Source organism: Lentzea alba (assembly GCF_047445655.1).
GTDB classification, from domain to species: Bacteria; Actinomycetota; Actinomycetes; order Mycobacteriales; family Pseudonocardiaceae; genus Lentzea; species Lentzea alba_A.
Genome location: NZ_JAJAEG010000048.1, coordinates 40,408 through 61,861, shown reverse-complemented (window position 1 = coordinate 61,861; position 21,454 = coordinate 40,408). Strand labels below are relative to the sequence as shown.

Below are 21,454 nucleotides of genomic sequence, written 5' to 3'. Positions count from 1 at the left end.
TCTTCTTCCGGGTGAACACCGCTCGACGCGGCGGGAACCAACACACGCGTGGAGATCGACTCCAGCGGCCGAGAGGGGACTTGCTCGCATCGAAGCGACGTGGCCACGTACAGGCCACTGGCTGACGATCAGGGCTGTGAGGTCGGGAACGAGGTGGTCCATTGCGTCACGGGGGACACACACTCAGGGCCGGGTCCACATTCCTCGCTGTTCCACACCAGGAATCCGACCACGAGCAGCCCCACCAGCAGCAGCCCGTGGACGCGCTTAGTGATCGCGAGTGCGGGCAACGCCTTGCGCGCCAATTCCTGCACGGCGTCGGTCGCTGCCATGACCACGGAACCGTAGGCGTACACGACCTCCGGCGGCATGCGGTCGAACGCCCGGCGTACCAGCCGTGCCGCCGCGAGGTCCGGTAGGAGCAGGACGACTCGCAAGGCGTCGATGAGCCACACGACCGGGGCGACGAGCACCGAGCCGACCCACGGCAGGGCGTGCCTGGCGAGGAACTTGAGCAGGAGATATCCGAGCACGGCGAGCAGCACGAACTCGAGAGAGCTGCGCAACCACAACGGGAACTCCAGCTGCGCGATCGCGGTGTCGAGCAACTCGACGAGGCCACCGACCAGCGGCAGTCCGGCGAATGGGGTCATTCGTCGTCCTCCTCGTCCCGAGGTTCCGCGGCCGGCAGCAGTGGCTTCGGTCCTTGCACGCCGCTCACGATCGCGGCACCGGCATTGTTCATGATCGCCGCGACGTCCCTGCGGTTCACCAGGTTCGCGTTGAGCAGCTTGTCGAGCATGTCGCGGGCGGCGTCGAACTGAAGCTGCTTCTGCTGCATCATCAGGTTGATCACGGCTGTGGCGTCCTCACCATGACCAGCAAGCATCAGCGCCAGAACGTTCTGGTCGTCTTCGCGCAACGCGTTGGCGTAGACGTCCATGCGCTTCTTCTTCATCCGGAGGTCGTGCTCTTCCTCGTCCTGCGCCAGAACCCGCCGCTCGCGGGCGAGTTCCCGTTCGCGCTCGGCTGCCTCCATCGCCCGCAGGTGTTCGGTGCGGCTGGCGATGTGCTTGCGGGCGTCCTCGTCGAGCTTCAGCACGACCGTGCAGCGCTGCACCTGGATCGCGTCGCTCACTGACATGACCCGGTCGCCGAAGTCGAGGTTGATCTGGCGTTCGGCGTCGACTGCGTTCTCCACGTCGAAACCGCGGGCTTGTTCGCGCAGCCTTTCCTCCACATGATGCTGGACCGCGGGTACCGGGTTGCCCAGCTTGGCGCGGACGGCGGCGACCGGGTCGACGATCCGCCACGTGACGCGCACGTCCGCGGTGAACGAGAAAGCCTGCTCCTTCGAGGGCAACAGGAGCGTGAAGGTGTCCTGGTGTGGTGCGACGTCGACGCTGTACAGCTCCTTCGGCGTGTTCAGCCAGATCTCACCCATGGTGAGCCTGCCCGCGCCGAGCACGTACTGGCCGCGTTTCGTGACGTAGACGATCGAGGTGTGGCCGGAGCTGACGGGATTGAGCTTGCGCAGGCTCGCCCGGTCGATTTGCTGCTGCTGCACAACGTTCACGTCATGCCCCTCTCTGCTTGAAATACCGCAGCATCGCCCGTGCGGCGTCCGCCGGTCCGTCGTGTTCGTCGCGCCAGTACTCGATGTAGTAGCGGATGCTGTCCAATTCGCCGGACTCGTCGCCGACGTCGAAGAGCAAGCGCGCCAACGGTTCCCGCATTGACGTGTCCTTCTGTGCGACCTTCACCCAGTCGCGCAGCGCGAGGTATCCGCGCCGGTTGAACTCGGCCGCGAGCAGCATCCGCGCGTAGAGCCGCACGATCTGCTGGCGCCGCTCCGGGTCGTTCTCGGCCTCCCAGACCAGCGCCGGCCACTTCTCCGAGCCTCCGTCGACCGACACGACGAGGTACGAGGACGCGATCAACACCGCCAGCAGCGCCGTCTCGCGGCGCTTGGGGTGTTCGTCGTCCCGCGACCACCGCACGAGGGCGCCGAGCACTGCCCCGCGGTCGTCCACACGCGCCAGCAGGTCGGTGACGCTCTCACCGACCGCGTAGGCGATGCCCCAGTCCGCGTACCTCGCGAGCTGCCGCAGCAGACGCAGGCACGCCCTGGTGCTCATGGCCGACGTGCTGCCCAGTGCTTGGGCAGCGGTCGTGCGCAGTTCGGGGTCGTGGCTGCGGCTCCACTTCTTCAGCACCTCGCACACCACGCGGGAGAGCGCCGGATGCTGCCCAGGAATGGTGAGTGCGGCGACCGCGGCCCAGCGCGCGTTGTCGTCGCCGATGGCCGCCCACGGTTCGATGAGCGTCTCGTAGATGCTGGGGAAGTCCTGCAGGCTCAGCAGTCCGGCTGCCATGCCTGCGCGAATGCGGATCTGCTCGCCGGGAATGCCACCGAGCCCGAACAGCCAGCCGCGCACCACCTCGTGTGCCTGGTCGTACTGCCCGCAGATGAGCTGCAGCACCCGGTAGGGGTACCTCTCGTCGCGAAAGCGGGCCTTGCGGACCGGCACAGTGCCGAAGATCGTCTCAACGGTGTCGTCCACGAGCTCGGCGTTCGCGTCGGTGATGCGGCGCTGCAGCGGCAAGGTGAACAGCTGCCGGGCCCGGTCCACGCGGCGCGGTATCTCGACGGCCTTGATGTGGTCGGCGAGCAGGGTGGCGGCCTGGGACACGATCTGCACGGGTTCGTCGTTGAACACCGCCAGAGCGATCACGAAGGCACGTTGTTCGATGTCGGTCTGCCGATCGAACCACTCGATGAAGTTCGCCTCGCCGGCGCGGGAGAACCGCTCCTTCACCGCGTTGAGGTCGGTTCGTTCCTCCGCGACCTCCTTGAGCAGCTCGGCGAGCTGTGCGAGCTCACGGCGCGGGATGTCGTCGGTGAGCTCGGCGATGATCTCCTGGACCTCGGGCCGCTCCAGCACCGCGACACCGCTGAGGTGCCGCTGCAGCAACCGTTCCGGCGGGACCTGACCGAGATCGCTGATGACCAGGTCGCCGATGTCGTGGAACCGCAACGGCGTCGACTCGTCAACGATGACGATCAGCCTGGCGCCCTTCTCGTCCATCAGCCGGCCGAGCCGTTCGATCTGGAACGCCTGCAGCTCTCGTGCCTGGTCAGCCTCCAGCGACTCGAGCAGATAGCCGTGGTTCTCCTCGAGGTCCTTGTCCTGCAGCGTTTTCAGCGTCGCATCGGGGTCGAGCTTGCGCACCCCGGCCGCGCAGAGCTGGTCGAGCAACCGCAGCGCCGTTGTTGTGCGACCGGTGCCACTGCGCATCTGAAACAGCAGGACCTGGGCGCTCATCAGCTTCTGCTTGACCATTGCGTAGTGCGGCGGTTCCACATAGCACTCGCGGATCCGGTCGAGGACCTGACGCGGGACGGGACCGCTGCGCACGACGACGCCCAGGTGGTGGTTGGCTCGCTGGCCTCGGTCGCCCAGCTGTCCGACCGAGGTGGGCCCGAAGAACAGGTTCGCCGTGCCGCCGACCAGCGCTTGCAGTGCGATGTCGACCTCGGAACTGCGCTTGCGCCACTTGTGCGCGTTCTCCGGGTCGCCGGCCTTCTCCTGCGCGTCCTGGCCGGGATCGGCCTCCTGCTGCGGCTCCTCCGGCTTCTCTGCTTCCGCGGTCTCGCCGTCCTCAGCCATGGCGGTCTCCGAGGTGCTTGATCCTCGTGGGCGCGTAGAAGTTGTTGGTGGTCGTCTTCTGAGACGTCGGCTCCGGGCTGCTCTTCGGGCGAGGCGGCTTCAGGTAGCCGCGCACGCGCACCCAACCCGTACCCGAGGCGAGCGGAACGCCGACATAGCTGCCGTAAGTGGCCTTGTTCCGGGCGACCTCGTCGTACAACCGTTGGGAGAGAACGATCGCGCAGTCCGCGTTCGTCGCGAGGGTCAGAACCTCGTGCACGGCCGGCGCCTCGGTCAGGTCGACCGTGGACCGGACGTCGACGCTGTTCCAGTCGTCCTCGGCCACGGCACCTTTGTGAACACCGATCAGCAAGGTCGCTCCGGTGCGTTCACCGAAGGCCCTCTCGACAGCGGGCACCAACCGGTCGAGCACGTGAGACGGCGGATCCTCAACCATGCCCAGCAACCTGGCGCCGTCGAGCCTCCGCGCCTCGACCTCGACGTTCGCGTCTGCCTGGGCGACGTCCAGCACCCGGTGGAGGTCCACATCGCCGTCTGCGGCGAGTACCAGCACGGTGACGGGGCGGACAGGTTTGCGCTCGTCCATGCCGAGTTTGAGAAGCAACTGCTGAACGACCTCACCTGGCGACAGGCGTCGTCCGTCCAGGTGACCGATGGACTCGCGGAGACCGGGGATCTCGGTGTCGTCGAGGCGTACCGGCAGCACGTAGTCGTCCCGCTCGCGCAACAGCCTGTCCAGTGCGCTGGCGCGTTCGTGGTGCGTCCACGTCTTGCGCACGTAGTCCGCGGACGCGAACAACACGCAGTACCGCGACCGCTTGCGATAGATGTCGTCCAGGTACGTCGCGAGGTCCTTGCCCCAGAGCGTTGCCACTTCGTAGTCGTCGTAGAACACCTTGACGCCGTTGTCTCGCAGCAGTCGCGCGACGTCATCGACGTAAGGCCGCTGTTCTCCTGCGAATGAGAGACAGACGTCGTACGACTCGGCCATTAGCGCCACACTCCTGACCCGGTCGAACCACTGAGATGCGCCCAGGAAACGCGAAGTGAGAGGCGGCCGCGCCGGTTGTCTACACACTGTCAACGATATGGCCAGAAACGGTCGAATCTCGCTGACGTGGGGTCACACGGCGTTAACGCTCGGTGCTTGAGGTCGACTGCGAGATGGCTGAACAGTTCGCCGAGATCTTGGGATGCCAACGCTCATACGAACAGGGCGGATGCACGTTGCGTGCATCCGCCCTTGTGGATCAGGCGCCCTCCCAGGCGTAGACGGTCTTGTCGCCGGTGAGGCGGACCCTGTGGGTGGACGGATTGTTCTCATGCCCGTCGGTGCATCGGTGGGTAGAGCCTTCGGGTAGTTGGTTCGGCCACCACCCGGCGGTCAGCGACGGTGCGCCCTCGGATTCAGCCGCGCCGCACGCGTCTGGGGACAACGGTTATTCGCCGAGCGTGAATCGCAGGATGCTTTCGTTGGTGTCGATGTCGAACTTGATACGAATGTCCTTCGCATCGGAGGGCACCCAGGGCGGTACCCAACCTGCCTGGCCGTGGTCGGCTTTCTGAACCGCGTTCATATCCGCGTATGCGGCTTCACGCTCGTCGGAAGGCGTGCAGGCAGACGCGGAAATCGCCACCACCGCGCCGATGGCCACCATCGATGACCTGTTCACCAGGGATCACTCCTGATCGAGAAGCGGGATCTAGGAAAAAACCTAGCGGGGATTCAGGAAACCGTGTGAAGCATTCACAGAACCTTCACTGAACAAGCACAGAATCAACCGGGCGTGCTGCAGGGCAGGTGCATCGATGCGGGGTTAGGTCAGAGGCTCGCTCGGCTCGATGGCCAGCTGGGGATCGCACTTCGGTACGAAAAAGCAGAAGAGGCCGTCTATGCGACGACCTCTTCGCGTGTGGTTAACGCTCGTGTCCGAGAGGGGACTTGCTCTCTATCCCTACGCCTTGACCTGGCTCGAACGTAACTACTGGCGCATGTCCCGCCCGTGCGGAGCGCTCCTGGTTGGGACAGGCGTTCGGGACGGGCGGAACCAGGCATCTACCTGCACAGACAGCTTCCTACGTGACTACGGGACGGGGTCATAACCCCGTCCCGTAGTCACCTATGCGCGTCTCCATTCAGACTTCAAGGGTCGCTGCATCATCTGGGACGGGACGGCGTCGGTCGCTGCTCACCGCGCCAGGTACGCGTGACACATGCCGGAGGTAGCCACTGCGATGCCCAGACGCGGCAGGATTGCGGCGTAAGGTGACGCAGTTAGGTCGGTGGAGCACGGCAAAAGTAGTGCCCAAGCAGTGCAACGCTGATTTGATCCTGCGCGACGAGCCGTCGAGCCGTAAGAGGAGTTTCAGCATGTATCGTCCTATACCTGACTTTGCGGCATGGCCAGCTCCGCAGAATCCCTCTGAACTCACGGCTAAATACAACCAGTTCGCTGAGATGCTGAGTAGGACAGATCCAGAAGTTGCGGACACTGTAATTCAGAAGCTGGGCCGCGAAGCGGCCGCCGAGACCGGTGCGATCGAAGGGCTCTACTCGCTATCCGTTGGGCAGACACGTGTCATTGCTGCGCAAGAACCTGGATGGGAAGAGGTTCTAACTGCGCAACGTTCTGACGCATTGTCACTGTTCGGTGCGCAGGTTGATACCTACGAGTTTGTGCGGGCCCAAGCTAGTATAGATGAAGACTTTACTGAGTACTGGCTCAGGGGTTTGCATGCCCGAGTTTGCTCAGGGCAGTCAGAATATGAGGTGCATGTCGGCGTAGGCGACGGGACTTATCTGATTCAAAAGCGCGAGTTGAGGCACGGTCACTACAAGACCGAGGAGAATGAAACGGAAAGAAGGGATGGTGGTGTGCTGAAGTTCTGCCCGGTCTTTGATCTTATTCCTGAGATGCATCGACTGGCCGGCCAGGTTAACTCGATTGACTTTATGAACGCAAGTGCAATAACTCAAGCCGCATACGCTCACTACTGTCTGACTCATATACATCCGTTTCCGGACGGCAATGGGAGAACTGCGCGAGCCTGGGCATCGTACTATACGTACCAGTCATTCGATCTACCAATTATCGTATACTCCGACCGAAAGATGTCGTATCTACAAGCCCTGGAGTACGCGAATGTAGGCAGCTACGGTGAACTCGTCGAGCATTTCGCGTATCGAGTAACGAACACAATTGAGCGAGCCATTGAGGAGCTCGAATTCTTTACTAGGCCGTCCGCAGTGGTCATGCTGGAAGACTTGTTGGCGATCAAGCCAGCCGATGCAAGGGTAAGGCTTGCCGATGCGCGCGACATGGCCACATCGATAATGGACGTCGTTGATGCGGAGTTTAAGCAGCGTATTACCCTTCTTGCTTCTCTGGGGAAGGGTGAAATTGACATAGTTCTAAACGCTGCCGTAATGTCCGGAGGGAAGCCGCATCTAGGGTCTGTTCCAATGGGGGAGCAGTTTAATGCGGCTGGCTCAAGAAATGTGAAGTCGTCGCTCAAGGAGCCAAGCTCGGTAAGCTCAAGGCTGGATATCACGATTGGTATAGCGCAGGACCTTGAGGCCGACTATACCTTCTTTCTTTGGGCTACGCGCCCTGCGTCGGGCTATCCGGGATCGCTTACTGTATCCCGTCTCCGCCTCGCCTACGAGGACGCATTCCCGGACGTTGGAACAAGTGCGATTGAAAGAATAGCACTTTTCGCGGAGCGGGCGCTAATAGATCTACTGGATGATCTTCAGAGGCAGAAGAGGGCTATCTATCGTCGTGGAGGTGTTGGTACTGCCTAGAATCGAAATGGCTGATCGCTATCTGCGAATCACGGCTCTTAGGTCGACTCGACCTCCTGGACACCGCTTGGCACGTGCGCTGCAGGAGTCCGGCGTCTATGGGTCGACTGGCCGACGAGGCGGTTGCTCCAGGCAGGCCGCCGTTCCGGGCATGTTCTGAACGTTGTCGTCGGCCTCAGCGAGACACTTGTGCAGCGTAGCTACCTTTGAAAGGCCAGGTCCTGAAGTCATCTGTCGCCTCCTCGTAACGAACGTGAGATCAGGTACGACGGATATGGCATACATTGACTCCGAGTGTGAGATATAGAAAAGGCCACGCGATGAATTTGCCGCTCGATGAACTCCACGACAGGGAGCCTGATGACGATGCAACTCGGTACTCTCGTGGTGATCAAAGTGCGGTTGAAGCGCACTATCGGAAATTCTTTGGAGGTCACTACTCTCACGTGTGGCATGAAAGGGTATCTGTCGGAATTCATCTGGACATCTATATTTACGGAGCAACCCCCGATCGTCCTTACGTTACGCTGGCCACGGTTGGCATGGGGGCGGCGGATATTACCTGCGAACACGGTGACGAACTCGCGCATCCGATAGAGCTTGTGACATACGTCCCGCACGACTGGGACTTTTCTTCTCCTGAAGCCCAATGGCTTGTTCGGAGAATAATTGAGGTAGCACGGTTTCCGCACGAGTTCCAAAAGGTAATGGCTAAGCATCACACGTGGTGTGTGTGCGACGGAGAAACTGGGCTTGCTCACGCCCTGTTTCCCGGATCAAACTTCACGCATTGGTTCTTTCGGTCTCTTCTTGACGAACCGGATGAAATCGATCACCTCACGCTGCCGAGTGGTCGGTGTGTTAATTTCCTTTGGGCCTATCCGATAACCCGACGTGAGTTGCATTTCGGGGAACAAGAGAGCGACCTAGCCGAGCTGGAGGTTCAGCTAGCGTCGTACGCGCCGACCCCGATTGATCTCTATCGTCCGTGCCTGTTCTCTCCGGAGAATAGGGAGGAGAGGCGAGCGCGAAAGAGGAGCCAGAAGCGGCTCGCAAGGTCTCTGCCTTTTTCGCCGTGGATGTCGATTCGCTGTGACTATCATGGCCACAAGGCTGATCTACCTGATGGTGAGCGCAGTGAATGAACTGTGGAATATCCCAAGTTTTGTGGTGAGTGCCGTACTTGGCGCTGTATCTGGTGGGCTGACGAGCATACTTATTGGCGCGAGAAAGGCGGAGAGGGAGGAGAAGGGGAAGCGACGGGTAGAGGCGCGGATAGCGCTCGTTAAAGCAATTCGACTATATCGTCACGATTATAAAAAGGTTCGACTGTTGCGCTTGGAGAATCAGCCTGTCACGGGTGAGAATCTGTTTCCTTCTGCCTTGGGGCTTGCAAATTCTGCTAACGCTTTCGGTCAGTTTCTTCCTCTTCTGGGGCGTGCGCTTTTGCGGAAAAGGGTGGCCTCTGTTGTCGGCGCTGAAATGCTTAGTCTTGCTGAGTTGCAGATTGAAGACGGTGGTGAAGTTTCCGCAGCTGCATTACACATGGTCGCTGAAAGGTGTCGTGCCGACCCGAGGGAATCCATGCGCCTGCTCGTCGAGGTAGATCCGGCCGACCTCTTGTGGGATGACTTGCTGCGACGGATTGAGCGACTAGCTCGGAAGTACTCTTAATTCTATGTTTGCTGCTGGGGGTCAGGTTCAGGATTGGGTTGCCTGATTGGCCCTTGCCGCATCGGGGCGTGCCAGTCGACGCACCTTGTGCAACCTGGGGCGCAGCGGCTGCAAAGCCAACTGACGCATCTCTCACGGGCCTGAAAGATCCGCTCGTGATCGTCGTTGGGCTGGGGCGTTCGAACCTCGACCCTCATCGAAGGGCACGCTGACGAGATTTGGCGTTCGGCGCTCGGTGTCGCGCCCGGTCGGTAACGGCTCGCCGCACCGCCATGCGTGCGACAAGTTCGCCGTACACGACGGCGATGATCACGGCGAGAACCGCCACCAGGACTGTGCCGGGTCCGCAGATGCACAATGCTCCGGCCGTCATCGGTGCTGCTTCTGGCGATCGGCGAGTGCGCGAAGCTGCTCCGACAACATCGAGGAGAAGTTCTCCGCACCTTGCGGGAGGAAGCCGATCAGCACCGGGCATGGACTACCGGGCAGAGCGACGTAGATCAGGTCATCGTCGCCGAGGTGTGCCTCGACGGTTGTGCCCGACCGAACCACCGAAACCACGTATCCCGAGCCGAGAAGGCCCTCGGCTGCCGGGTGTCGTTCGTCGGGCGTAGTCACGGTGACCTCCGTTGCGAGGTGTCCAGCGGCGCTGAGGCGGACAGGAGGCGTCCACGCCGCCGGACGGCTCGGGGGACCGCTGGTGAGCGACCCATGTCAAACTGAAATCAACGTCTCATCAGCACTTGGTCAGCGGAACGACCTGGTGGCGACATGTAGACGACATGGGCGAATCGGGAGGTGGGACGGCGTGCGGACGTTCCGGACGGTCCTGGAGCAGAAGATCCGGGAACGGCGTCAGACCCTCCAGGAGTTCATCGACTTCGCCGAGGCGTTCGCACGCGAGCACAACGAGATGGGGACGATCGGCAAGCGTCATCTACAGCGGCTCATCGCTGGTCGGAAGGCTTCTGGGGAACCACTCGGGCCGACTGTTCAGCCGGCGACCGCGCGCCTGCTGGAACGGATCTTCGAGGTCGGGATTGATGACCTGTTGTCTCCACCGAAGCCGCCCGAGATCGACACGCCAAAACGGCCGGAACGGGACGCGTTCGAGTTGGCTGCTGCCCTTGACTGGCTCGACGAACGCGCCGGGTGGCAGCCAGGAACGGGCCGTTCGAAGGTGCGCGCGAGGTTGGAAGCGCTCGACCTCGGGGCGCTGCTGGATCGGGGAGCGCGGCGGGCGAGGGTTGGGCGAACGGCGTTGGCTCGCGCGCTCGTCGAGTACTACGGTGACCAGGGCGTCTATCGGGCGATCTGTGCGGACACCGAGGTCCTGACCAGCATCGTGAGCCGCGCGGAATGGCTTGACCTGGCCTGCCCGCTGGGCGGTGCCCGTGGTGAGCTGACGCTCGCTGAGGAGATCGGCGATCACCGGGCGCTGGACGACGTCGAGGCGTCGGCGGCCCTGTCGCGGCTCGCGGAGTCGGTCGCACTCGGCGTGCGCTTCGCCAACCTGCCGCTGTACCGCCTGCGAAGCGTGGACGTCGGTCCTGGGCGGGTGCGGGGGCGCGTCGGCATCGTGCCGTTCGTCGAGTACGCGTTGACGGCCGACCTGCTCGAACAGGAACTGACCGATGCCGTTGGATCTGGAAGCCTTGCTCGCCGGACTCTCTTGCGGGACAAGCGATTGCCGACTCTCGATGCGGTACACGATCTGTCCGATCGCGTATGTGCCGGTGGTGTTCTGGCTCTGTGTGCGATCGCTCGGCCGCATGATCAAGTCCGCGGTTCGGCGGACTACGCCCTGCTGGTGCAGGAGCGTTCCGGCCAGGTGCTGAACGCCGTTGGGCGGCTCGCGGTGATCCCGAAGGGTTTCCACCAGCCTCTGACCGATGTCCGAGCCGATGCGGCGGTGGGCGCGACGCTCCGGCGAGAGCTGGAAGAGGAGCTGTTCGGCCGTCATGACGTCGATGCGACGGTGGGTGCCGCGCGCTCGGCGGTACCGATGCATCCGAGCCGACGATCGGAGCCGATGAAGTGGCTGACCGGGGCACCGGGGCGGTTGCGGATGGAGTGCACCGGCTTCGGGCTGAACCTTGTCAGTGGGAACTACGAGTTCGCGAGTCTCGTCGTGATCGAGGACGAGGAGTTCTGGCACCAGTTCGGCGGACAGGTCGAGGCCAACTGGGAAGCAAGCGGACTGCGGCTGTACTCCAGCCTCGACGGCGACCTGGTAAGCGAGTTGATCTCGCAAGAGGCCTGGAGCAACGAGGGGCTGTTCGCAATGCTCCAGGGCCTGCGTCGGCTACGCGAGATCGGCGGCGACCGCGTGAGTCTGCCGCCGGTCGAGTGGCGACTCAGCGACTGATCACGTTTGCGACGGCCAGCGGACCGTCATGACCACCGAGTCCTCAATCGCTTCCCACGAGTGGTCGATGCCGGGGCCCCACATCACGTAGTCGCCCTGGCGCGTCATCGTGGCGCTGCCCTCGGTTAGGTCAACGCGGAAGTTCCCTTGTACCAAAAGAACGAGGGTCGTGCGCTGGTCATCTGAGGTCCATTCCACACGCTTGTCGCCGGCGGGGTGATTGAACCACTTGACCTCGACGTCCTTTGAGGACCGGACGCCCTCGGACGGGTCGATGAAGTGCCCGACTAGCCAGCCGCGAGTAGCGCTTCCATCCTCAGCAGCGTTGCCCTGGCTCCAGTTCGCGGTCACCGTATCTCCCATTCGATCGTTGGCACGTTCACGCGGCTACCGCCGATCTCGCTGAGTCGGCGAAGTCCTTGCAGGAGCGCGAACAGGCCCTCATTGCTCCACGCTACGTCGGCCGCGAGTTCCTCGACGAGCTCGGCGTCTGCGCTGGAGTACTGGCGAAGGTTCGCCGTCTCCCAGTTGGCCTCAATTTGCCCGCCGTACCGCTGCCAGAACTCCTCGTCATCAACGATGATCAGGCTCGGGAACTCGAAGTTCCCGCTGACGAGGTTCAGCCCGAAGCCCGTGCACTCCATCCGCAGACGTCCCGGCTCGCTGAGGAGCCAGCGCATTGGCTCGGAAAGGCGGCTCGGGTGCATCGGGTCGGCGCTGCGCTGGTCGCCCACCGTGTTGTCGATGTCGTGGCGGCCGAACAGCTCTTCTTCCATCTCGCGGCGCATCGTCGCGCCTACCTGGGCGTCGGCTCGGAAGTCCACCAGCGGCTGGTGGAAGCCCTTCGGGATCACGGCAAGCCGACGCGCGGCGTTGATGACGTGACCTGAGCGCTCCTGCACCAGGAGAACGTAGTCCGCTGGACCTCGGAAAGGGTCGGCCGGTCGAGCGAACGCACACAGGGCAAGCGTGCCGCCTGCGGTGAGGCGTCCTCCTACGTCCAGCACGGTGTCGAGGTCCGGCAGGTAGCGGTCACGAAGCGGAAGTTCGCCCGCGTGAACGCCGCCGGCCAGCGCGTCGACCAGCTCTCCTTCGAGGAGATCCATCGTCACGATGTACTCGACGAACGACGCGATACCGACCGTGCCGCCGATCGACTCCCTCTGTATGTCGACGCCGAGGAGGCGGTACAGCGGCATGTTGACGAATCGGACGCCGAGGGCGAGCGACTCGGCGAGTCGCTGAACGGCCTGGTCGAACGCTTCCTCGTCGAGGGTTACCGGCGCGGCGCCAGCCGCGCGCATGAGCTTGAGGCGGTCGTGGCTCGCGATCATCGGGCAGTCGAGGTCGAGCCAGTCGGAGCGCGTGAGGATGCTCGTGTCCGCCTCGACGTCGCCGAACCGTGCGGCATATCGGCCATAGCCGTCGGAACCGCGACCGTAGTAGTCCGCGAGTGCCTGGGCGACCTTCCGCTGATCGACGCGTCCGCGACGGCTTCCCCTGTCGCGCAAGGAGTTCACGTCAACCTGGGCGAGGCGGGACGCGACTGCACGGCGGGCCGTTCCGGGCTCGCGCGTCGCGTGCTCGTCGAGCCAGTCGAGCGCGGCGACGATGTTCGGATCGGCGGCGAGCCGTTGTTCGGCCTCGGTCGCCGCGCTGTCCGGTGGCGGTTCGGTCGCGGCGGGTGTTGTGCCGGTGCGCAGCTCAGCGAAGCGTGCCTGGACATCGGCAGACGCTCGATCAAGCGCGGCGTCCAAGATCTGCTGGCCCTCGGACTTGGGGCGTGAGCTGGGGTTTTGGTGCCAGTAGCCGACGGTTCGCGAGTGGATGCCGAGGTGCTCGGCGAACCCCTCCTGGCTAAGCCGTAGTGCCTCCTGTAGCGCGCACGCGTCGGCGCCCGTCCAGCCGTTGTTCAAGCTCATCTCGTCGCTACCCCCGAAGCGCGATTTGCAGGGAACTTGTGGCGGTCTTGTGGTGGTTTTGCATAGGTCTTGCATGGGTTCCAGGGTGATTCCGCAGTGGAATTAGAGCCATGGAAAACAGCCGCTTCACCAGCAAAGACACCGCACTACTGACGACCGCGGACATGCTTCGCGACGTCCGCAACCTGGCCCATTACCGATGCGATATCCGACCTGAGAGCGTCAAGCCGCTCGGTGATGTCTTCGAGTCGCTCCTCGACTCGGTCCATCCGGGTCCAGAGCGTGTCGGCAAGGTCCACGACCGGGTCGCCGACCTCGGGAGGCGTACGGCCACGCAGCACGGCTTCCAGGTGCTGTGGGTGCCAGCCGAGGGCCGTGGACAGGGATTCGAGGGTTCGAGGGCTCCGCCGGCGCTCGACGAGGTTGTGCTGAACCTCGCGCACGATCGCGAGCGACACATGCGACCGCTCGGCGAGTTCCTTCTGGCGCAATCCCAGTTCATTCACGCGCTCGTTGATCGCCTTGGCGACTGCCGCCCAATCCTCCGACACGTATTCCTCCGCGTTCCGCCTCGACGCAGAGATTAGTCACCGATTCGCACCTAGCGGCGTGACACAGCGTTTCACGCGCCGTTCGCGACCTCGCACGCCTTCGTGAGTGCTGAAATCAATCGTCTAGTAACTGAAATCATCATTTCTCGTAGAAAGGTTCATTCCTCATGCGTACCTCTATGTCTGCCTCCGCGCACACCATCCGCGAGACCGCGTGGGTCCTCGGCGTCGACAAGGCCGAGGTCTGCCGCGCCATCCGACTCGGCAAGCTCCGCACTGAGCGCCGTCGCGGTCAGCTCGTGATCCCCGCAAGTGCGCTCCTGCCGCTGCTCGCCAACGCCGGTCCGGGGGTGCTCCGTGACTGACGACCGACTGATCGGCATCGCGTGGTCGTTGGACCGCTTGCGTTGGGTACCGACCGAACAACTCTCCGAGGTGGTCGAGCGTGACGGCCTGTGTATTTGGGCGTTCACGAACGAACCACCGGACGCCGGCGACGAACTGACCGATCACGAACTCGCCGAGCGCACCTGTGCCGGGTGCCCCGTGCGAGACGAGTGCCTGGAACTGGAGCTGCGCACCGCCGGCGAGAACACCACCGGCGTGTGGGGTGCGCTCACCGACGACGAGCGGCGGGAGCTGTACCCGCACTGGCTCCGACGCGGTGAACGCTTCGAGAGGGGGCCGCGTTCATGAACGCTCTCACTCTCGCCCCGACTCAGGTCATGGCAGGCGTCGGCGCGCTCCTGGTCCTGGTCTTCGTCTGGCGAACGGCGTCCTGTCGAGCGAAAGCGGCGGCGAGCGCGGCACGTACTGGCGCACGGTTCGTCTCGCTCGCCGGGCGCGTTCTGTTCAACGCCGCGCTGATCGTCGTGGCGCAGTGGATCGTGATCACTCAGGGAGGAAGCGGCTGGCTGCTCGTTGGGGTGCTCGCCATCCCAGCGCTGTTCGCGTCGTACACGCTCACCAAGGCTCTGACCGTCACCACATACGAGCCGCGCCGCCGAGGCGGTGAACGCCGATGAGCGAGCCGATCGAGCGCGTGGCGGTGCAGGTGGATCGGTTGTGCTGGACGGGAATCCTGCTCGGGCTGGCGTTTACGATGACCAACGTTCAGCAGTTCGCGGCGGCTGGTGCTCCGGCGTGGTCGCTCGCCTGGTCCGCCGCGTGGCTGCTCGACCCAATGGTGTCGCTGGTGCTCCTGGCGATCCTTCGGGCCGAGCAAGTCACGGCACGACACGGCATCCGCATGGGTGGCTGGGTTCGAGCCGCCAAGTGGTTCACGCTCGGCGCGACGTACGTCATGAACACCTGGAGTGCGTACGCCGCAGGATCGGCCGCGCTGGTGGTGCTGCATTCGGTGCCGCCGCTCGTCGTGTTCGTCGCGACGGAGGCCGTGACGGATCTTCGGGACAAGCTCGGCTCGGGGGCCGTCGCGTTCACGGCCGTGCCGGTAGAACCACCGGCTTCGCCGAGTCTTCCGAAGAAGCCCGCGAATCCGAGGACGTCGTTCGCTGACTATCTCGCGGTCGCCAAGGCGGCTCGAACGCCGGACGTGACGGTGACACCCGCATGGGTGCGTGAGGTGACGGAGTGCTCGCGCGGTCTGTCGTCGCGACTTGCTGCGGCGTTGAACGCCGAGGTGCAGCCGTGAACGGCGAGATCGTTCCGGCGGGACCGGTGTTCGACGGCGAACTCGTCGACGACCAGCCGGACGCGGTGCAGCCGCAGGTTCACAGGGTTGCGAGTTGGTGGCAGCGGTCGCGGGTCGTTCCGGCGGCGTTGAAGTCACGACAGGCACTCGGGTACGCGGTGAAGGACGGGCTCGGGTGGCTGGTGCGGTCACCGGTTCGCTCCATCCGGGCCACTGGTCGCGGGCTGGTGATCGCGGTACGCGGCTGGCGGCTGTGGGTGCGAGTGCACGACTATCGCGAGGCTGCCGAGCAGTCGGAGAAGTTGGCGGACAAGTTCGCTGAGATCCGTGGACTGACGTTGTTCCGGTGGAAGGTGACCGGCGCCGTACTCGCGGTTTCCGTTGTCTCCCTTGCGATCCTCGATCTTGTCTACGGCCACCGAGTGTTGTGGATCGCCGGCGTAGGTGGCTCAACGGCGTTGGCGTTCCTCGGCAGACAGAAGGACGGAAACCCCGGACGGAAGGCCGTGCTCGCCGGGCCACGCTCGCTCGCGTGGACGATGGACCCTCAGATCCTTGTCGACGCCTTCCGCGACGCGAAGCTGATCGGCAAAGACGAAACCCTGCGGCTCGTCGAGCGAGCTAAGCATCAGGGTGGGGGATGGGCCGTCACGGTCGATCTCCCCGCCACCCGCAAAGCGGCTGACGTGGTGAAGCACCGTGAAGACCTTGCGTCAGCCTTGGCGGTGGATGAGATCCAGCTCAGCGTCGAGCGCGTGCGCGGCAACGGTGGGCACGCCGGACGCGTCGCGATGTGGGTGGCCGATGAGGACCCGTACGCCAAGTCACCGATTCGGACACCTTTGCTGGCGGTCGAGCGGTGGGACGCGTGGCGGCCGGTGCCGTTCGGCACTGACGCGCGCGGCAGGCGGATCACGCTGCCACTGGTGTGGACGTCGCTCCTGATCGGTGCGCTTCCCCGTCAGGGCAAGACGATGGCGGAACGGTTGGCAGCCGCGGGCTTGATCTTGGACCCGCATGTTCGGCTGTACGTCGCGGACTTCAAGAACGGGAAGGACTGGAAGGCTGCCGAGAAGGTGGCCCACCGGTTCATGGCTGGCGACGACGCTGAGCACGTGCTGGCGTTCCTCGACTGGCTTGTTGAGCTGGTCGCCGATGTCCAGAACCGCTACCGGCGGATGCAGGACCTTGACGACGTGACCTGTCCCGAGTCGAAGGTGACGCCGGACATGTCTCGCGATCAGTCGCTGGGTATGCCGATCACGGCACTGATCGTCGATGAGGTCCACATCGCACTGGAGGACCGCACTCCCGTTGAGGTGCAAGGGAAGAAGCTCACGGCAGGGGAGTACATCGGTGAGCTGTTGACGTGGCTCGCGAAGAAGGCCCCGGCGGCCGGCATCATCCTCGTTCTCGCGACACAGCGGCCGGACAGCAAGACCATCCCGACCAAACTCCGTGCGGTGCTCGGCTCGCGTTTTGCCTTGCGCGTTATGGACTTCCGCGACAGCAACATCATCCTCGGCGAGCAGATGAACACGCGCGGATACGACAGCAGCCGACTACTGCCGTCCCATCGTGGTGTGGGCATCCTGCGACCGGACGGCGAGACGCAAGCCGGGGCTGACGTGCTCGCGCTGACCGTGCGGACGTACTACATGCCGAACGAGGACTGGCGGGAGATCTGCGAGCGAGGCCGCGCCTTGCGTGAGGCAGAAGGGACGTTGAGCGGACACGCGGCAGGGCATGACGTGCCGCCGATGTTGGACCGGGCAGCGGCGGTCAAGGCCATCGGAACCGCAGCCGTGGCGAGCCTGGCCGAGGTCGAGCTTCCCGAGCCGTTGGCGTCAGTCGTCGAGTACCTCGGCGATGATCTGAACGAGCGCGAGTTCGTGCCTTCCGCCGAACTGGTGGAGGTGCTGGAAGTCGAGGTGACCGCGTTCGGCCTGGAGATGGGCGAGCTGGGGTGTCGGCCGACGCGGCAGTACATCACGACCGACGAGGGCACGCGTCGAGTGCGCGGCTACCTCACGGCCGACCTTCGTGCGGCGGTTGAGCGCACGGCTTCCAGTGCTGAAATCAGCACACCGCCGAACACTGAAGGCGGCTGATCGTGACTCCTGACGACGCGAAGGACGGTGAACTCAGGTTCAACCCGCCAAGTGAACTACCTGTTCTCACCAAGGATGTAAGCCGCATACTGCTAGGCATGCTGATCAGGCTGACCGAGGTCGAGGCTCTCGACGAGCCTCGGGAAGGGAGGGCGGATGACTGTTGATATCAGTCGAGACCCGTGGAGCAAGCTCGATGAGCTGCTCGGTATTGAGGTGGAGGAGCCGGTTGGCGAGGGCATCGGACCGGTTGCGTTCTGCGGTCGGTGCTCGACCGAGGACAACCAAGACCCGAAGACCTCTCGCGCATGGCAGTACGGGAACGCCGAGAAGCTGGTCGAGCCGCTGGGTGGCGTGATCGTTGAGGAGTTCTTCGATATCGGCCAATCCCGGTCGGTGCCGTGGGAGCGACGTCCTGAGGCATCTCGCTTGCTGGCTGCGCTGAAGGACCCGAATCGGGGCTGGAGCGCGATTGTTGTGGGCGAGGGGACCCGATGCTGGTTCGGTAACCAGTTCTCGTTGGTCGCTCCCAAGTTCGCTGCGTACGGCGTGGACTTGTGGGTGCCAGAACTCGGCGCCAAGTACGACTCACGGAATCCCTCGCACAAGATGCTGATGAGCATGTTGGGCGGCATGAGTGAGTCGGAGCGTCAGCACGTGCAAGCGCGTGTTCGGGCTGCGATGGATGCCCAGGTGGTCAACGAAGGACGGCACCAAGGTGGGCGGGCGCCATACGGCTACAACGTTGTGGACGGCGGTCCGCATCCGAACCCGAGAAAGGCGGCTGAGGGAGGCCGCTTGCGGGTGCTGGCGATCGACGAGCCGAGCGCCGAGGTGGTGCGGCAGATCTTCGCCATGTACCTGACCGGGGAGATGGGCGATCGCGCCATTGCGAATCGCCTCAACCGAGACCGCGTTCCATGCCCCTCAGCGCGTCGTCCGGATCAGAATCGGCATCGGCTCGCCGACGGGTGGCAGGGCAGCACCGTGCGAGCGATTCTGGACAACCCTCGCTACACGGGCTTCGCCTTCTTCGGGCGGTGGACTCGGCAAGAGATGCTGCTCGATCCAGACGACGTCGCCGCTGGGCACGTCATCCGGTTTCGCAGGTCGGCGCCTGATCGTGTCGTGCGTTCTCGCAAGAAGGCGCATCCGCACATCGTGGAGGTCGAAGAGTTCGTTCAGTCGCAGTTGTTGAGGCGGTCTCGGGCGGCTGGCGGCTTCTCGGCGGGAAAGAGGTTGGTGCGTGGGTCGAAGCCGACTAAGCGGATCTATCCACTGCGCGGGCGGGTGAAGTGTGGCTATTGCAAGCGGCGTATGGAAGGCACACCGACCGGCGCCCGGACCTACTACCGCTGTGCGCTTCGGACGATGGTGCCTGGTTCGCCTGCTCTCAACGGGCATCCCGAGAACGTGTACTTGAACGAGGTTGTAGTGGTCGATCGGATCAATGAGTGGATTGATCGGCTCTTCGCCCCTGAGAACGTCGACAGCACGGTTTCGGCGTTGGCGGCTTCTCAAGACGACGACAAAGCCGGGGTGAGCGATCACACAGCAGCACAGAAGCGGCTCACCGAGGCGGAGGCGAAGCTGCGCAGATTCCAGGACGCGATCGCGGCCGGCGTGAACCCAGAAGCACTTGTCGGAGCGATCAACGAAGCCGAGGAGAAGCGGGCAGCGGCTCAAGCCGAACTGGCTGGGACGCCCAAGCGTGGTCGAGGCCGGAGTGTCGCCGAGATCTACGCGATGATCGACGCGCTCGGCGACGTGAGGAGCATGACGCGTCGGGGCGAGCCCGATGAGCTGCAGAAACTCTACGAGAAGCTGAACCTGGAGACCGTCTACAACGCCGAAGGGCGGACGCTCGATGCGAGCATCCGCCCTGTCGGTAGGGATAAAGCTGGTGTCCGAGAGGGGACTTGAACCCCTACGCCCTTTCGGGCACTAGCACCTCAAGCTAGCGCGTCTGCCATTCCGCCACCCAGACTGATGGGAGTGATCGTATAGCACCGCCCCGCAGGGCCCGAACGCGGGGATAGGATCGCCGGCGTGAAGGTCATCGTCGAGGCCGACGGCGGGTCCCGGGGCAACCCCGGACCTGCTGGTTACGGGGCTGTTGTCCGCGACAAGCTGAGCGGTGAGACGCTGGCCGAGCGCAAGGGGTACATCGGGATCGCGACCAACAACGTCGCCGAGTACCAGGGCCTCATCGCCGGGCTCAGGGCCGCCCAGGAGCTCCACGCCGAGACCGTTGACGTGCGGATGGACTCGAAGCTGGTCGTCGAGCAGATGTCCGGCCGGTGGAAGATCAAGCACCCGTCGATGCAGCCGCTCGCGCTCGAGGCCCAGCAGCTGGCGCGCACGTTCGGCCGGATCACGTACGAGTGGATCCCGCGCGAGCGCAACCGGCAGGCGGACCGGCTGGCCAACGAGGCCATGGACGGCGAGACCAAGGACGAGGCCAAGGACGAGACCAAGGAAGGCGACAAGCAGCCGCACTGGAGTGGTGCCACGGGCGATCCGACTCGGGTGATCCTGCTCAGGCACGGGCAGACCAAGCTGTCCGTCGAGCGCCGCTACTCCGGGCGCGGTGATCACCAGCTCACGGAGCTCGGGCTGGAGCAGGCGACCAAGGCCGCCCAGCGGCTGTCCAAAGTGGACGACATCGCGGCGATCATCTCCTCGCCGCTGCAGCGCGCGACCCAGACCGCCCAGAAGCTCGGTGACGCCACGGGAATCCAGGTGATCACCCATCAGGGGCTCATCGAGACCGACTTCGGCACCTGGGAAGGGCTGACGTTCGCGGAGGCGGCGCGGCAGGACCCGGAGATCCACCGCCGATGGCTGGGCGACACCTCGGTGAGGCCGCCGGAAGGCGAGAGCTTCGACGAGGTCGGCGCCAGGGTGCGGAAGGCGCGCACGGAGATCATCGCGCGGTACGGCGGCAAGACGTTGGTGCTGGTCAGCCACGTCACGCCGATCAAGACCATGTTGCGGCAGGCGTTGGACGTGGGGCCGCAGTTCCTGTTCCGGATGCACCTCGACCTGACGGGTGTGTCGATCGCCGAGTTCTACCCGGACGGGCACGCGTCGGTGAAGCTCGTGAACGACACCTCGCACCTGAGCTAGGACGCGCGGCGCAGACGTGGCGTCAGGGCGTGCATGAACCGGTCGGCCGCTGCGTCCAGTGCGGCGGCCGCATCAGCGGAACCGACGTTCTGGTCCAGCACGAACTCGCCGCGCACCACCTGGTCGGCGCCCTTGGCCGCGAGCAGCGGGTGCAGGGCGTAGTCCATCGCGACCAGGAAGCCCTGGCTGCCACCTGTCGCCAACGGCAGCACCGCGCGGCCGCGCAGTGCCTTCTTCGGCAGCAGGTCGAGCAACGCCTTCACGAGCCCGCTGTAGGCGGCGCGGTAGACGGGTGACGCCACCACCACGCCGTCCGCGGTCAGCACGCCGCTGACTGCGGCGGCGATCTCGGGGTCGCGCAGGTCCTCGGTCAGGAGCGACAACGTGGGCAGCGCGCGCACGTCCAGCAACGACACGTGGTGGCCCGCGGCCTCAAGCACCGCGGAGACGTGCGACACCACCACACCGGTCGGCGCGGCAGGGGACGGCGCGCCGGAGATGATCAGCAGATCGGACATGGCCAGGCACTCCGTTGCGACGTCGTGTGATGGCACCGAGTGAACCAACGT

The 21,454-nt window shown here is 64.2% G+C and carries 21 protein-coding genes and 1 tRNA gene; 11 read left to right on the top strand and 11 right to left on the bottom strand.

All coding sequences use genetic code 11. The features are described 5' to 3' along the window. Nucleotides 1-128 precede the first annotated feature (128 nt). The 5 genes from LFM09_RS46155 to LFM09_RS46135 form a co-directional block, all read right to left on the bottom strand. On the bottom strand, nt 129-653 hold the full coding sequence (locus tag LFM09_RS46155) for a hypothetical protein (protein ID WP_414102995.1): 525 nt from the start codon (nt 651-653) through the stop codon (nt 129-131). Continuing rightward, entirely contained in the window at nt 650-1,576 is a 927-nt protein-coding gene (locus tag LFM09_RS46150) for an SPFH domain-containing protein (RefSeq protein ID WP_414102994.1), read from the bottom strand. The genes LFM09_RS46155 and LFM09_RS46150 overlap by 4 nt, the downstream gene beginning before the upstream one ends. A gap of 1 nt (nt 1,577) precedes the next feature. Continuing rightward, nucleotides 1,578-3,671 carry a HEAT repeat domain-containing protein gene (locus tag LFM09_RS46145; protein ID WP_414102993.1) on the bottom strand — a complete coding sequence of 698 codons (2,094 nt, stop codon included), beginning with the start codon at nt 3,669-3,671 and terminating at the stop codon, nt 1,578-1,580. Further along, a complete protein-coding gene (locus LFM09_RS46140; RefSeq protein ID WP_414102992.1) occupies nt 3,664-4,662 on the bottom strand; it encodes a toll/interleukin-1 receptor domain-containing protein in 999 nt (332 codons plus the stop codon). Before LFM09_RS46140 ends, LFM09_RS46145 begins: the two co-directional genes overlap by 8 nt. 448 nt (nt 4,663-5,110) lie before the next feature. Then, nucleotides 5,111-5,344, bottom strand: a complete 234-nt coding sequence (locus LFM09_RS46135) for a hypothetical protein (RefSeq protein WP_414102991.1) — start codon at nt 5,342-5,344, stop codon at nt 5,111-5,113. A gap of 698 nt (nt 5,345-6,042) precedes the next feature. On the opposite strand from LFM09_RS46135, the gene LFM09_RS46130 reads away from it, so the two are divergent. The 3 genes from LFM09_RS46130 (at nt 6,043) to LFM09_RS46120 (ending at nt 9,150) form a co-directional block, all read left to right on the top strand. Beyond that, nucleotides 6,043-7,476, top strand: coding sequence for a Fic family protein (locus LFM09_RS46130; RefSeq protein WP_414102990.1), 1,434 nt, complete (start codon nt 6,043-6,045; stop codon nt 7,474-7,476). Between the two features lie 320 nt (nt 7,477-7,796). Further along, nucleotides 7,797-8,621, top strand: coding sequence for a suppressor of fused domain protein (locus LFM09_RS46125; RefSeq protein ID WP_414102989.1), 825 nt, complete (start codon nt 7,797-7,799; stop codon nt 8,619-8,621). Next, entirely contained in the window at nt 8,578-9,150 is a 573-nt protein-coding gene (locus LFM09_RS46120; RefSeq protein WP_414103006.1) for a hypothetical protein, read from the top strand. The genes LFM09_RS46125 and LFM09_RS46120 overlap by 44 nt, the downstream gene beginning before the upstream one ends. Nucleotides 9,151-9,519: 369 nt before the next feature. Here the strand turns inward: LFM09_RS46120 and LFM09_RS46115 are convergent, their stop codons facing one another. Further along, a complete protein-coding gene (locus tag LFM09_RS46115) occupies nt 9,520-9,768 on the bottom strand; it encodes a hypothetical protein (protein ID WP_414102988.1) in 249 nt (82 codons plus the stop codon). Between the two features lie 190 nt (nt 9,769-9,958). On the opposite strand from LFM09_RS46115, the gene LFM09_RS46110 reads away from it, so the two are divergent. Continuing rightward, on the top strand, nt 9,959-11,518 hold the full coding sequence (locus LFM09_RS46110) for a transcriptional regulator (protein ID WP_414102987.1): 1,560 nt from the start codon (nt 9,959-9,961) through the stop codon (nt 11,516-11,518). Here LFM09_RS46110 and LFM09_RS46105 read toward each other — a convergent pair whose 3' ends face one another. From LFM09_RS46105 to LFM09_RS46095, 3 genes are all read right to left on the bottom strand, one after another. Then, a complete protein-coding gene (locus LFM09_RS46105; RefSeq protein WP_189251688.1) occupies nt 11,519-11,869 on the bottom strand; it encodes a signal peptidase I in 351 nt (116 codons plus the stop codon). After that, on the bottom strand, nt 11,866-13,440 hold the full coding sequence (locus LFM09_RS46100; protein WP_414102986.1) for a transcriptional regulator: 1,575 nt from the start codon (nt 13,438-13,440) through the stop codon (nt 11,866-11,868). Before LFM09_RS46100 ends, LFM09_RS46105 begins: the two co-directional genes overlap by 4 nt. Nucleotides 13,441-13,586: 146 nt before the next feature. Continuing rightward, entirely contained in the window at nt 13,587-13,991 is a 405-nt protein-coding gene (locus LFM09_RS46095) for an XRE family transcriptional regulator (protein WP_414102985.1), read from the bottom strand. 167 nt (nt 13,992-14,158) lie between these two features. On the opposite strand from LFM09_RS46095, the gene LFM09_RS46090 reads away from it, so the two are divergent. The 6 genes from LFM09_RS46090 (at nt 14,159) to LFM09_RS46065 (ending at nt 19,679) form a co-directional block, all read left to right on the top strand. After that, nucleotides 14,159-14,356 (top strand): helix-turn-helix domain-containing protein, encoded by a 198-nt coding sequence (locus LFM09_RS46090; protein WP_414102984.1) that lies wholly within the window; start codon nt 14,159-14,161, stop codon nt 14,354-14,356. After that, entirely contained in the window at nt 14,349-14,687 is a 339-nt protein-coding gene (locus LFM09_RS46085) for a WhiB family transcriptional regulator (protein ID WP_414102983.1), read from the top strand. The genes LFM09_RS46090 and LFM09_RS46085 overlap by 8 nt, the downstream gene beginning before the upstream one ends. Beyond that, on the top strand, nt 14,684-15,016 hold the full coding sequence (locus LFM09_RS46080; RefSeq protein ID WP_414102982.1) for a hypothetical protein: 333 nt from the start codon (nt 14,684-14,686) through the stop codon (nt 15,014-15,016). The genes LFM09_RS46085 and LFM09_RS46080 overlap by 4 nt, the downstream gene beginning before the upstream one ends. After that, the gene (locus LFM09_RS46075) at nt 15,013-15,645 is read left to right on the top strand and encodes a hypothetical protein (RefSeq protein WP_414102981.1); all 633 of its coding nucleotides are present in this window, start codon (nt 15,013-15,015) and stop codon (nt 15,643-15,645) included. Before LFM09_RS46080 ends, LFM09_RS46075 begins: the two co-directional genes overlap by 4 nt. Continuing rightward, nucleotides 15,642-17,756 carry an FtsK/SpoIIIE domain-containing protein gene (locus tag LFM09_RS46070; RefSeq protein WP_414102980.1) on the top strand — a complete coding sequence of 705 codons (2,115 nt, stop codon included), beginning with the start codon at nt 15,642-15,644 and terminating at the stop codon, nt 17,754-17,756. Before LFM09_RS46075 ends, LFM09_RS46070 begins: the two co-directional genes overlap by 4 nt. Nucleotides 17,757-17,912: 156 nt before the next feature. After that, a complete protein-coding gene (locus LFM09_RS46065; protein ID WP_414102979.1) occupies nt 17,913-19,679 on the top strand; it encodes a recombinase family protein in 1,767 nt (588 codons plus the stop codon). Here the strand turns inward: LFM09_RS46065 and LFM09_RS46060 are convergent. Then, nucleotides 19,658-19,743, bottom strand: a tRNA-Leu gene (locus tag LFM09_RS46060). The two genes, LFM09_RS46065 and LFM09_RS46060, sit on opposite strands and share 22 nt — an antisense overlap. A gap of 62 nt (nt 19,744-19,805) precedes the next feature. On the opposite strand from LFM09_RS46060, the gene LFM09_RS46055 reads away from it, so the two are divergent. Continuing rightward, nucleotides 19,806-20,885 carry a bifunctional RNase H/acid phosphatase gene (locus LFM09_RS46055; protein ID WP_414102978.1) on the top strand — a complete coding sequence of 360 codons (1,080 nt, stop codon included), beginning with the start codon at nt 19,806-19,808 and terminating at the stop codon, nt 20,883-20,885. Here the strand turns inward: LFM09_RS46055 and LFM09_RS46050 are convergent. Then, nucleotides 20,882-21,403 carry an NAD(P)H-dependent oxidoreductase gene (locus LFM09_RS46050; protein WP_414102977.1) on the bottom strand — a complete coding sequence of 174 codons (522 nt, stop codon included), beginning with the start codon at nt 21,401-21,403 and terminating at the stop codon, nt 20,882-20,884. The genes LFM09_RS46055 and LFM09_RS46050 overlap by 4 nt on opposite strands. Nucleotides 21,404-21,454: the final 51 nt, after the last annotated feature.